Raw genomic sequence first — 12,382 nt, forward strand, 5'->3', positions numbered from 1 at the left:
CGGGCCGCACGCGCGGCCCGGGGTTGAACGGGCGCGCGTCAGTGCGCGCCCACCTTGCGTTCGAGCGCCTGCGCCATGCTCAGGTGATGCCGCAGCGTCGGCAGCGTGGCGCTCGCGAACTCGCGCAATTGCGGATCCCGCCCGTCGCGCGCCTCGCCTTCGAACAGCGCGACGGCCTTGCGGTGCGCATCCGGGCCGGCCACCGCGACGTACGCGACGTCGAAGTCGCGACCGTGCTTGCCGCGCAGCGCCTCGACGTCGGGATCCTGGATCTGTTCGACTTGCGGCTTCCTGCCCTGGACCGCGGCGATCTCGTTCAATTGCGCATTCGCCTTGCCGTGATCGGCCACCATGCGCTGCGCGAATGCGCGCACGTCCGGCGACTGCGCCTGCCTCAGCGCGAGCTGGCTCGCCTGCACCTCGGCCTTGCCGGCGATGGCGGCCTTGTCGACGAATTCCGCGTCGCCGCCTTGCGGCGCTTTCGCGATCATCGCGTCGCCCGCGCCCGACGACGGGTTGATCACGCCGCCGGGCACATGTGAATTCGATGCGGGCGGCTCGCTCGGCATCTGCGCGCGGGCGACGCCCGCGGCAGCGAGCACGGCCGCGGCGAACGCCGCGATCGTCCAGTTGGGTCGTTTCATGTGCTTCCTCCTTGCATGGGGCGACAGACGGCCGTCAGCCGCCGACGATCGAGCCGCCGTTCGGGTGCAGCGTCTGCCCGGTCATGTAGCTCGCGCCTTCCGACGCGAGCAGCACGTAGCAGCCGATCAGTTCGTCCGGCTGCCCCGGCCGCTTGAGCGGCACGTTCTCGCCGAACTTCGCGACCTGCTCGGCCGTGAACGTCGACGGAATCAGCGGCGTCCAGATCGGTCCGGGCGCGACCGCGTTGACGCGGATGTCGCGTTCGGCCAGCTCCGCCGACAGCGACCGCGTGAACGCGACGATCGCGCCCTTGGTCGCCGAATAGTCGGGCAGCGTCGGATTGCCGTGATACGCGGTCACCGACGCGGTGTTGACGATGCGTCCGCCGGGCTTCATGTGCGGCAGCGCGGCCTGCGTGCAGAAGACCATCCCGTACACGTTCGTGCGGAACGTGCGTTCGAGCTGTTCCTCGGTCACGTCCTCGATGCCCGGGCGCGGATGCTGTTCGCCCGCGTTGTTCACGAGCACGTCGAGCCGCCCGAGCCGCTCGACCGTGCGCGCCACCGCGTCGTGCGCCTGCCGTCGGTCGCCGACGTCGCACATGATCGCCTCGCAACGCCGGCCGGCCTGCTCGATCAACTGCTTCGTATGCGCGGCGTCGGCCGACTCCTTCAGGTAGACGATCGCGACGTCCGCCCCTTCCTTCGCGAAGCCGATCGCGACGGCGCGGCCGATCCCGCTGTCGCCGCCCGTCACGAGCGCGACCTTGCCGGCGAGCTTGCCGCTGCCGACGTAGTCGGCCGCCTCGTCGCGCGGCTGCGGATGCATGTCGCGCTCGGTGCCCGGCTGGTGGTCCTGGTGCTGGGGCGGCGGGGTCTGTGCGGTAGTCATGGGTTCGTTCCTCCCTGAACGGTGTCGTCAAACGCTCGCAAGCGGCGTGCCGCGCACGGCAGCGACCGCGTTGCGCGTGCGACGCTGCGAACGGGCGTGAAAAATTCAGCGTGGATGGCCGCCCGATGCGGGCTGGCCGGGCCGGCGTACCGGATCGAAGTCACGCCACTCGCCGTCCTGCCAGTCGCCCTCGACACGCTCGATCGACGACGCACCGGTCGCGCGCAGCACGTCTTCCGCGGTATTCACGGTATCGGGCGCCACGCGCACCGCGAGGATCACGCCGGATTCGCTCTGCGCGAGCGTGCCCTTGCCCTCGGCCCGCTCGCCGCGCATCCGGCCCAGCGCGCCGCCGAATGCGCCGAGATACGCGCCGGCCAGCGCGGCGGCAGCCGGAACGAACCAGTAGCGCACGCCGATCGCATAGACGAGGAGCCCCACGACGATGCCGATCACCACCCCGCGGATCGCGCCGATCATCGCGCCGCGCCCGCCCGGCTTCGCCGCCGTGTCGGCATAGACGTCGCCGCCGATCGGAAAGCGCGCATGCTGTCCGGCGGGATTCAGGAAGAAGATCGATACGTCGTCCGAGCCGAACGCGCGCTCGTAAAGGTGACGCGCCCCACCTTCCGCTTCGTCGAACGTCGTGAAGCGGCCTGCGACGATCATCGCCATGGTCATGCTCCTCGTGACGGTGGTTGCGCCGCGTGCAGCCGCACGCGGCGCGACGGGGCGGCGCTCACATCAGCCGCCCGAGTTCCTTCGACACCGAGGCCGGCGTGCCGTATTCGCGATCGGGAATGCGGCGGAGCATGTCGATCACGCCGGGGTCCGCATGCGAGCGTTCCGCGCACTCGACCACCGCCGCCTTGCTGGCCGGATAGTCCATGCCCTTCAACGCCTTCTGCACGTCGATCGGGCTCGGCGCCTTGCCGTGGCCGCCCTGATGGCCGCCCTTGTCATGGTCCTGCTGCACGCGCTCGCCTTCGTGCGCGCGTGAGTGGCTGTACTCGTGGCCCGTATGTTGTCGGGATGTCATGAAAATCTCCTTGGGGATGAACGAAATCACGTCGACGCACGGCGCGCACGCGCCAGCGCGGCGACCACCAGCGCCACCGCGCCGAGGGCGACCGCCCCCGCCACCTTCGGCCGCTGAACCACCGTGTTGTAGGCGCAACCGCGCAGCACGGGCCCGTCCATGCCTTCGCGCTCGTGCAACGCATGGCGCGGCTCGTACAGCGCGTTGTCGTCGCGCGGGCGGGCGGGGCGATCCGTGCGCTGGCTGCGCCAGAAGAGCCGGGCCGCGACGCGATCGAACAGGCGCGGCGCGTGATACGCGCTCGCCGACGTGAACTTCGCCGCGCCGCCCACGAACAGCGTGCGGCGCGGATGCGCGGCCGCGAACAGGATCGCGTCGGCCACCAGTTCCGGGTCGTAGATCGGCGGCGGCAGCTTCGCCTCGACGTTCATGTAGTTTTTCGCGTGCATCACGAGCATCGTGTCGATCGCGGCCGGCTTGATCAACGTCACGGATACCGGCAGGTGGTCACCCTCCATTTCGAGCCGCAGCGAATCGGTAAAGCCCTTCACCGCATGCTTGGACGCCGCATACGCGCTCTGCAACGGCACCGGCGCGTCGGACGCCTCGCTGCCCATGTTGATGATCGCGCCGCCGTGAAAGTCGTTCTTGCGCCGGAAGTGGTCGGCCGCGACGAGCGACCCGTGCACGACACCCCAGTAGTTGGTGTCGAACAGCTTGCGCTGGTCGTCGAGCGGCACGGCCGAAGCCGGACCGAAGATCGATACGCCGGCGTTGTTGACCCACGTGTCGAAACCGCCGTAGGTCTCGACCGCCTTGGCGGCCGCGCGTTGCAGATCCTCGAGATTGCCCACGTCGCCCGCGACCGCCACCGCGAGATCGCCATGCTGGCGAAGCTCCTCGCACAACGTGTTGAGCGCGGCTTCATTCCGCGCGAACAGCACCAGCTTCGCGCCGCGGCGCGCGGCCTTGCGCGCGGTGACGAGGCCGATGCCGCTCGTCGCGCCGGTAATCACGATCGTCTGCTCGCCGACCGGTTTGAGCATGCATTGCATGACTGGACTCCTTGTGCGGCGCGGCCGCGGTCACTTGGCCCGGATCGTCAACTGATCGCGCACGTCCTGTACGCCGTCGACCTGCTTCACGACGCTGACGGCCTGCGTGCGCTGCTGCTCGTCGGGCACGCTGCCGGTGAGCGTCACGATGCCGCGCCGCGTCTTCACGTGGATGTCGCCGGACGACAGTCCGTTCGTCCCGACGAGCTCGGCCTTCGCCTTGGTCGTGATCGTGGCGTCGCGGATCTTCGCGCCGGTCGACGAATGCGACGACGACGACGTCGACGCGGCACTGTCGTCGCCGGCGGCGACCGCGACCGGTGCGATCACCGCGCACGCCGTGGTGGCGGCGATCGCGATCGCCATGCCGGTGCGCATCGCGTTGCGACGACGGAACCTCAAGGAACGGGCTTGCAGCGGAAATGCCTTCATCGTGACCTCCTTTCGTCGAGCCGGGATTGCCGGCGGGTGAACGGGGCAGCGCAAGTCGCGTGCCTCGGTGCCCGTGCGGCGCCGCCGCGGGTTCTCCCGATCGGACGCCCTTTCATCCAACCCGTTGTAATTTTTTCGGTATCGCGACGGGCGGCTTCACGGGCAACGCCCCGGGTATGCCGCTTGCCGAATCACTGGCAACGGTGGCCCATCCACGCGGCCCCGGTACCGGGAGCAACACCATGCAAAGAATCGCGTTGATCAGTGAGCACGCATCGCCGCTGGGGGTGATCGGCGGCGTCGATGCCGGCGGGCAGAACATCTACGTCGCGAACGTCGCGAAGCAGCTGGCCGAGCGCGGCCTCGACGTCGATGTCTATACGCGCTGCGACAACCCGCACCTGCCGGAAGTCGTGCCGATCGGCACGCGCATGCGCGTGATCCACGTACCGGCCGGGCCACCCACCGACATCCCCAAGGAGCGGCTGCTGCCGTACATGGCCGCGTTTGCGGAGGGCATGGTCGCGCGCATGCGACGCGAGCCCGACCCGGTCGACGTGATGCACGCGAACTTCTTCATGTCGGGCGACGCGGCGTTGCGCGTGAAGCGGCGGCTCGGCATCCCGCTCGTCACGACCTTCCATGCGCTCGGCCGGGTCCGCCGGCTCCATCAGGGCGACGCCGACGGCTTCCCCGATGCGCGCTTCGCGATCGAGGACACGCTCGCGCGCCGCTCGGACCGCGTGATCGCCGAATGCCCGCAGGATGCGCTCGACCTGATGACGCACTATCGCGCCGACGCCGCGCGCATCGAGATCGTGCCGTGCGGTTTCGACGTGCGGGAACTCAGGCCGACGCCGCGCATCGACGCGCGCGCGCAGCTCGGCTGGCCGCAGGATGCCTTCGTCGTGCTGCAGCTCGGCCGCCTCGTGCCGCGCAAAGGCATCGACACGGTGATCGACGCGCTGGCCCGCATGCCGCGCGATCCGCAACGGCCGACCCACCTTTACATCGTCGGCGGCAGCCAGGCCACGCCCGATCCGGCACGCGACCCGGAACTCGCCCGCCTCGCCGGGCTGGCGCACGAACTGGGGATCGCCAACCGCGTGACCTTCGTCGGCCGGCGGGACCGCGACACGCTGCACCTGTATTACAGCGCGGCCGACGTGTTCGTCACGACCCCGTGGTACGAGCCGTTCGGCATCACGCCGGTCGAGGCCATGGCCTGCGCGACGCCGGTGATCGGCAGCAACGTCGGCGGCATCCGCACGACGGTGGACGACGGAACGACCGGCTACCTCGTCCCCCCGCGCGATCCCGCCGCGCTGGCCGCGCGGCTCGTCCAGTTGCGCGCGCAACCCGATCTGTGCGCGGCGCTCGGGCGCGCCGGCTACCTGCGCGCGCATCGGTTCTATACGTGGAAAGGCGTGGCCGACCGGCTCGTCGACATCTATCGCGACGTCGCCCGACCGCGCAGCGCCGGCGCGTCGGCCGGCACCGGTCGTCGCACCCCCGTCTCGATCACATCGGGCGCGCTCGCCCATCGCAAGGAGAACGCATGATGAAGGGCCATGATCGCAAACGCGTGCTCGTCGCCGGCGGCGCCGGCTTCCTCGGCTCGCATCTGTGCGAACGCCTCGTGTCGGACGGCCACGACGTGCTGTGCGTCGACAACTTCTACACCGGCACGAAGGACAACATCGCACATCTGCTCGACGCGCCGACCTTCGAACTGATGCGGCACGACGTGACGTTTCCGCTCTATGTCGAAGTCGACGAGATCTATAACCTCGCGTGCCCCGCGTCGCCCGTCCACTACCAGCGCGACCCCGTCCAGACGACCAAGACGAGCGTGCATGGCGCGATCAACCTGCTCGGTCTCGCGAAGCGCGTGAAGGCGCGCATCCTGCAGGCGTCCACGAGCGAGGTGTACGGCGACCCCGACGTCCATCCGCAGCACGAGCAATACTGCGGCCGCGTGAACCCGGTCGGCCTGCGCGCCTGCTACGACGAAGGCAAGCGCTGCGCGGAAACGCTGTTCATGGACTATCACCGCCAGTACGGCGTCGACGTGCGGATCGCGCGCATCTTCAACACGTACGGCCCGCGCATGCATCCGGCCGACGGCCGCGTCGTGTCGAACTTCATCACGCAGGCGCTCGCCGACGCGCCGCTGACCGTCTACGGCGACGGCAGGCAGACGCGCTCGTTCTGTTACGTGGACGACATGATCGATGCGCTGATTCGGCTGATGAATGAGCCGGGCGACGCGAGCGAACCGGTCAATCTCGGCAGCGACGCCGAAATCGCGATGCTCGACGTCGCGCGCGAAGTCGTGCGGATCATCGGCGCGACGGTCGCGATCGAGTTCCGGCCGCTGCCGTCCGACGATCCGCGCCAGCGGCGACCGAACCTCGACGCCGCGCAGCGGCGCCTCGACTGGCGTGCGACCACGCCGCTCGCCACCGGGCTCGCGCGTACCGTCCGGTACTTCATTCATCGGCAGGCCGCGCTTCACCAACCGGGCGATCTCGTGCGCAGCACGCAAATCGCGTCGCACCTGCTCGCGCAGGTCGATATGCCGCGCCGCCCGGCACCGGCGCAGTGACGACGCCGGTGCATCCGGCGCGCACCGACCGTCAGTCGTCGCCCTTCGTCACGAGCATGATCTTGTGCGCCAGTTCGCGCACGTCGACCGGCTTGCACAGATAGCCGTCGAAGCCGGCCTCGAGGGCACGGCGCTCGTCCGCCGGGCCCGCGTGCGCGGTGACGGCGAGCACGCGCAGGTTCCGCGTGTCGCCCTCGCCGTTGCCGTTGCCGTTGCCGGCGCCGCGCCGAAGCGCGTCGAGCAGCCAGAAGCCGTCTCCGTCCGGCATCGCGAGATCGGACAGCACGACGGTGGGCTGCAGGTCGGCGGCCATCGCGAGCGCTTCGCGACCCGACGACGCGACCGTGACGGCCGCGCCGAACGTCGTCAGCGCGGCGGTCAGGCTCGCGCGAGTCGTCGCATCGTCGTCGACGATCAGGATCCGCTGCGTGGCGAGCCCGAGCGGCGCGTGACGGTCGCCCGCCTGCGCGAACCCCCACGCCATCGCGCCGGCCGGCTGCCAGTCGGCCGGCAGCCTCACCGTGAACGTCGAGCCGAGATTGCGGCCTGCGCTTTCGGCCGTCACGGTGCCGCCGTGCAGCTCCGCGATATGCCGCACGATCGACAGCCCCAGGCCGAGCCCGCGCCGCGACGACGCGGGCGAATCGTCCGCCCGACGGAACATGTCGAAGACGTACGGCACGAACTCGGGCGCGACCCCCTGCCCCGTATCGGCCACGGTCAACACCGCGTGCGTGCCGTTGCGCGCCAGCCCGACATGCACGCTGCCGCCGCCCGGCGTGAACTTGAGCGCGTTCGACACGAGGTTCGACAGCATCTGCCGCAACCGTTCCGCGTCGCCGGACACGATGAACGTGCTGGACCCGCAAGCGAATTCGAGCATGACGCCGGCGGACGCCGCGGCCGTCTGGAACGTGCCGACCGAGTCGGAGAACAGCCGCGCGATGTCGACCGGCGCCGCGTCGAGCCGCAGCTTGCCGGTCGCGAGCGACGACGCATCGAGAATGTCGCCGACCATCCGCGTAAGCGAGCGCGCGCTGCGGTCGATCGCATCGATCGCCTGACGCTGCAGCGCGTGGTCGACCGAATGGCGCAGTACCTCGATCCAACCGTAGATCACGTTCAGCGGCGTGCGCAATTCGTGCGACACCGTGGCCAGCAACTCGTCCTTCAACCGGTTCGACGTATCAGCCTGGTCGCGCGCATCGCGCGCGCCCTGCAGCGACCGCTGCGCGCGCAGATCACGCCGGCGCCGCGCACCGGTTTCGTGCAGCGTCAGCGACAGCGCGAGGGTCGCGCCCGCGTCGCCGCGCAACCGGCGCGCCGACACGGTCGCACGAAACCGCCGGCCATCGCGCCGGACGCACAGCAGTTCGACCGGCCCGACCGCATCGCGCATGGCGTCGAACGATTCGGCGAACGGCCTGCGCCACAGCCAGCGCATCGCGACGAACGTCTCGAGCGAACGGCCGCGTGCGTCGTCTTCCTCGTAGCCGAACATCCGCTGCGCGGCCGGGTTCCAGCTGACGATGCGGCCATCGCCGTCGACGCCGACGATCGCGTCGGGCGATGCGTCGACGACCGCTTGCTGAAGACGCGACGCATCGACCCGCGCGCGGTCCGCACTGGCGTCGCGCACGATCATCACCGCCCCGTCGATGTTGCCGTCCACGTCACCGAGCGGCGACGCCACCTCGACGACCGGTACCGGATCGCCGCCCTCCGTCACCTGCAGCCAGTGCCGGTCGGACGTCGCGTGGGCGCCGCCGAGCGCGCGTTCGAGCGGGGTCGTCGGCACGCGGCGGCCCTCATGGTCGACGATCCGCAGCACGTCGCGCGCGGGCCGCCCCGTCGCGTCTTCCGGCGTGCAGCCGACGAGCGCGGCCGCAGCCGCGTTGAGGTAGGTGAGCCGCCCGTTCGCATCGGCCGCGATCACACCGTGCGGCAGTGCCTGCAACACGGCTTCGAGCCGCTGCCGCGCGGCCGCCTCGCGCCGGCGCGCACGATCGTTCGTGAGCCGCGTATGGCGCAGCATCGCCGCGAGCGCACACACCAGCACGCCGACCAGCATGAACGTGCCGAGCTGCACGAGCCGATCGGGCAGCGGCTGCGTATAGGCCGCGGAATCCGAGAGGAACAGCGTCCACACGAGTATGCCGCTGGCCACGGTCGACACGATGCCGAACAGGAACGACGTCGCCCATGCGGCGCCCGCGAGCAACGGGTAGTACAGCACGAACGGCAGGTTCACGCCGCCGAAACGGATCGCGAGCGACTGCAACACGGTCGCGAGCGCGACCAGCATCGCTGCCATCACGTAATTGCCGGCTCGCGGTCGGGTCATTTCAATCATCGGACACGTTCCTGCCTCGAGTGGCCGTGCGCCCTCGGGGCAACGACGGCTGGGTACGATGCCTGCTCGCCCGGCTGGCCACCCACCCGGGAGATCATCTTGTGACGCATGCCCCGACTCGCTGGCTCGTTGTCTCGCCCCATCTGGACGACGCCGTCTTCAGTTGCGGGCGCCTGCTTGCCGCAGCGCCCGGTTCGATCGTCGTCACCGTGTTCGCCGGCATTCCGCCGCGCGATGCGCCGGCGCCGCCGTGGGATCGCCGCGCAGGCTTCCATCGCGCCGACGAAGCCGTGCGCGCGCGCCGCGAAGAAGACCGACGCGCGCTCGCACGGCTCGACGCGCGGCCGGTCTGGCTCGACTTTCTCGACGATCAATACGGGATGCCCGCCGCATCGGCAGCGATTGCCGCGCGCCTGGCACAGGAGATCGACGCACATGCCGGGTTCGGCGTCCTCGCGCCGGCCGGCCTGTTCCACCGGGATCACCTGCAAGTGCAGCAGGCCGCGCTGTCGCTGCTGGATCGCGCACGCGCGTCGCACGACGCGGCGCGCGTGTGGCGCTTCTACGAGGACGTACCGTACCGCCGGATCGCGGGGCTGATGGCCACGCGCGTGATCGGCTGGCGCGAGCGCGGCTGGATCGCCCATCCGGCCGGCGCCCCGGCCTGCGACCGCGCGGAAGCCATCGCCGCGAAAACCGCCGCGGTCGCCGCGTATACGAGCCAGATTGCGTTGTTCGATTCTCATATGCGCGCCGATCTCAAGGAACCCGAAACGTACTGGCGGCTCGAATGCGACGTCACGTTCGCGTAACACCCGCGCGCAACGTTGCGCCCCCGGCCGAACCGCGCGTGACCGCCATTGTGCTGACCTACAGACGACCGGCCGGGCTCGCGCACACGCTGGCCCGGCTCTCGTCGCTGCCCGACCGCCCCGCCATCGTCGTCGTCGACAATGCGTCGGAAGCCGACACCACCGCCCTGATCCGCCACCGCTTTCCGCACGTCGTACTCGTGCATGCGCCCGCCAATCTCGGCGCGGCCGGCCGTAACCTCGGCGTGGCCGTCGCCCGCACGCGCCACGTCGCGTTCTGCGACGACGACACCTGGTGGGCGCCCGGTTCGATGGAGCAAGCGGCGGACCTGCTCGACGCGTATCCGCACGTCGCGGCCGTCACCGCACGCGTGCTCGTCGGCGCTGATCAGCGCGAAGACCCGACCTGTCGCCGGATGGCCGACAGCCCGCTCGATGCGCCCGTCACGCTGCCCGGCCGCCCGATCCTCGGCTTGCTGGCCGGCGCGACGGCGTTCCGGCGCGACGCGTTCATGAAGGCAGGCGGCTACCATCCGCGCTACTTTCTCGGTGGCGAGGAAGCGCTGCTCGCGCTCGACCTGTACCGCGCCGGCGGATGGCTCGTCTATGCGCCGAGTCTCACGGTCCACCATGACCCGTCGCCGCAGCGCGACTCGCTCACGCGCGCCCGCGTCACCGCCCGCAACGCGGTATGGACCACCTGGCTCAGGTGGCCGGCCCCGGCCGCGCTGCGGCAGACCGTGCGACTGCTGCCGCGCCTGTGGCGCGACCGCATGCTCGCGCGCACGTTCGCGGGCCTGGCGTGGATCCTGCGGGAGCGCCGTGCGATCCCGCCCCACGTGGATCGCATGCGCCGCCAGCTCGACCGTGATGCGCGTCGGGATGCGTGCAACGGAGCATGAGCGCGGCGGCACCATCAGGAATCCGGTTTTCCTGCATCGTCATCCAGTTGCGCGAGCCGGTTGTAGATCGTCTTCAGGCTGACGTCGAGCACCTCGGCCGCCTGCGCCTTCACGTCCCCGCATTGCGCGATGGTGCCGAGGATCAGCTTGCGGTCGACTTCCTCGAGCGGCGTGCCGAACGGCACCGTGACGCGATCGTCATGCGAATCGACCATGCTCGACAATTCGTCCATGATCGGCGGCGGCAGCGTATCAATCAGGTCCGTATCGCTGAAGATGCTCGCGCGCTGCACGAAGTTGCGCAGCTCGCGTACGTTGCCGGGCCACGCGTAAGTCTTCAGCGCGTCGCGCGCGGCGGGCGAGAACCGCAATGTGCGGCCGCTTTCCTCGTTGTAGCGCTGCAGGAACGCATCGGCGAGCATCGGGATATCGTCGCCGCGCTCGCGCAGCGACGGCAGCGGGATCGGAAACACGTTGATCCGGTGGAACAGGTCGGGCCGCAGCTTGCCGTCGGCCATCGCGGCTTCCGGGTCGCGGTTGGTCGCCGCGACGATGCGCACGTCGACATCGATCTCGCGCGTCGAGCCGAGCCGCGTGAGGCGCCCTGTCTCGAGCACGCGCAGCAGCTTGACCTGAGATTCGAGCGGCATCTCGGTGATCTCGTCGAGAAACAGCGTGCCGCCGTCCGCGCGTTCGAAGAAGCCCTTGTGCTGGCGTTCCGCGCCCGTGAAGCTGCCGCGGTCATGGCCGAACATCTCGCTCTCGACGAGGTTCGCGGCGATCGCGCCGCAGTTCACCGCGAGGAACGGACCACGTCGGCGCAGGCTCAGGTCGTGCACCGTCTGCGCGGCCAGTTCCTTGCCGGTGCCCGATTCGCCCGTCAGCAGCACCGACGCCTCGGTGCGCGCCACCCGGCCGATCGCGTCGTAGACGGTCTGCATCGCGGGCGAGCTGCCGAGCATGCGGCCGAAGCGCCCGAGCCGCTGCAGTTCCGAGCGCAGTTCGGCAATCTCTTCATGCAGCGCGGTGGTGCGCGGCACGCGCGCGAAGATGCTGTTCAACCGCTGCATGTTGAGCGGCTTCACCAGGTAGTCGGTCGCGCCGCGCCGCAGTGCATCGATCGCGGTTTCGAGACTCGCGTGGCCGGTGGTCAGCACCATTTCACAGTGCGCACGCTTCGGCAACGCATCGAACAGATCCATCCCGTTGCCGTCCGGCAGCACGAGATCGCACAGCACGAGATCGGGGGGATGCGTCGACACGAGCGTGCGCGCTTCCTCGAGCGTCGCAGCCGTATCGCACGACAGCTGCTGTGTGCGTGCGAGCGTCGCGAGCATGGTGCGCGTATCGGCATCGTCTTCGACGATCAGGACGTAGGGCATCGAGGCTCCTCGTGAAGCGGCCCGACCCCTGCATGGCCGGAACCGCGACGGACACGCAGCGTACTGTCTCCGCCTCGTTTTGCGGCGGCACGCGCCGCGCTGCGCATGATCGGACGGGCGAGCGTTCGTGCCCGGGACGCAACGCTTAGCAGTATAGAAGAACGGTGTCGCGCATTCTCCGCCAATCGAATAAATCTATCCGGCGGCGCGGCCCGCATTGCAGATTCAATGTCTGACCGCCGGTATAAAAGGTATTCTCGATA

At 69.7% G+C, this 12,382-nt stretch carries 12 protein-coding genes; 4 read left to right on the forward strand and 8 right to left on the reverse strand.

The window, feature by feature from the left end; translation table 11 throughout:
- Window positions 1-38 precede the first annotated feature (38 nt).
- From F3J15_RS10875 to F3J15_RS10900, 6 genes are all read right to left on the reverse strand, one after another.
- Window positions 39-644: a DUF4142 domain-containing protein gene (locus tag F3J15_RS10875; RefSeq protein ID WP_166890668.1), complete on the reverse strand. Its 606-nt coding sequence runs from the start codon at window positions 642-644 to the stop codon at window positions 39-41.
- 34 nt (window positions 645-678) lie between these two features.
- Window positions 679-1,536 (reverse strand): SDR family oxidoreductase, encoded by an 858-nt coding sequence (locus tag F3J15_RS10880; protein ID WP_166890670.1) that lies wholly within the window; start codon window positions 1,534-1,536, stop codon window positions 679-681.
- 105 nt (window positions 1,537-1,641) lie between these two features.
- Window positions 1,642-2,211 carry a hypothetical protein gene (locus F3J15_RS10885; RefSeq protein WP_166890673.1) on the reverse strand — a complete coding sequence of 190 codons (570 nt, stop codon included), beginning with the start codon at window positions 2,209-2,211 and terminating at the stop codon, window positions 1,642-1,644.
- Window positions 2,212-2,275: 64 nt separating this feature from the next.
- Window positions 2,276-2,575, reverse strand: a complete 300-nt coding sequence (locus tag F3J15_RS10890; protein WP_069250315.1) for a DUF2795 domain-containing protein — start codon at window positions 2,573-2,575, stop codon at window positions 2,276-2,278.
- Between the two features lie 26 nt (window positions 2,576-2,601).
- The gene (locus F3J15_RS10895) at window positions 2,602-3,630 is read right to left on the reverse strand and encodes an SDR family oxidoreductase (protein ID WP_166890675.1); all 1,029 of its coding nucleotides are present in this window, start codon (window positions 3,628-3,630) and stop codon (window positions 2,602-2,604) included.
- Between the two features lie 30 nt (window positions 3,631-3,660).
- Window positions 3,661-4,062 carry a BON domain-containing protein gene (locus tag F3J15_RS10900; RefSeq protein ID WP_089449133.1) on the reverse strand — a complete coding sequence of 134 codons (402 nt, stop codon included), beginning with the start codon at window positions 4,060-4,062 and terminating at the stop codon, window positions 3,661-3,663.
- Between the two features lie 242 nt (window positions 4,063-4,304).
- Between F3J15_RS10900 and F3J15_RS10905 the strand changes: the two genes are divergently transcribed.
- Window positions 4,305-5,624, forward strand: coding sequence for a glycosyltransferase family 1 protein (locus tag F3J15_RS10905; RefSeq protein WP_166890678.1), 1,320 nt, complete (start codon window positions 4,305-4,307; stop codon window positions 5,622-5,624).
- On the forward strand, window positions 5,624-6,670 hold the full coding sequence (locus F3J15_RS10910) for a UDP-glucuronic acid decarboxylase family protein (RefSeq protein ID WP_166890834.1): 1,047 nt from the start codon (window positions 5,624-5,626) through the stop codon (window positions 6,668-6,670). Before F3J15_RS10905 ends, F3J15_RS10910 begins: the two co-directional genes overlap by 1 nt.
- 31 nt (window positions 6,671-6,701) lie before the next feature.
- Here the strand turns inward: F3J15_RS10910 and F3J15_RS10915 are convergent, their stop codons facing one another.
- A complete protein-coding gene (locus tag F3J15_RS10915; protein WP_166890680.1) occupies window positions 6,702-9,023 on the reverse strand; it encodes a PAS domain-containing protein in 2,322 nt (773 codons plus the stop codon).
- Window positions 9,024-9,124: 101 nt separating this feature from the next.
- Between F3J15_RS10915 and F3J15_RS10920 the strand changes: the two genes are divergently transcribed.
- Together F3J15_RS10920 and F3J15_RS10925 are read left to right on the forward strand one after the other, a co-directional pair.
- On the forward strand, window positions 9,125-9,835 hold the full coding sequence (locus F3J15_RS10920) for a PIG-L family deacetylase (RefSeq protein WP_166890682.1): 711 nt from the start codon (window positions 9,125-9,127) through the stop codon (window positions 9,833-9,835).
- The gene (locus tag F3J15_RS10925; RefSeq protein WP_166890684.1) at window positions 9,814-10,737 is read left to right on the forward strand and encodes a glycosyltransferase; all 924 of its coding nucleotides are present in this window, start codon (window positions 9,814-9,816) and stop codon (window positions 10,735-10,737) included. Before F3J15_RS10920 ends, F3J15_RS10925 begins: the two co-directional genes overlap by 22 nt.
- 14 nt (window positions 10,738-10,751) lie before the next feature.
- Here F3J15_RS10925 and F3J15_RS10930 read toward each other — a convergent pair whose 3' ends face one another.
- Window positions 10,752-12,119, reverse strand: a complete 1,368-nt coding sequence (locus tag F3J15_RS10930; protein ID WP_166890686.1) for a sigma-54 dependent transcriptional regulator — start codon at window positions 12,117-12,119, stop codon at window positions 10,752-10,754.
- Window positions 12,120-12,382 lie beyond the last annotated feature (263 nt).

The organism is Burkholderia sp. Ap-955 (genome assembly GCF_011753045.1).
GTDB classification, from domain to species: Bacteria; Pseudomonadota; Gammaproteobacteria; order Burkholderiales; family Burkholderiaceae; genus Burkholderia; species Burkholderia lata_D.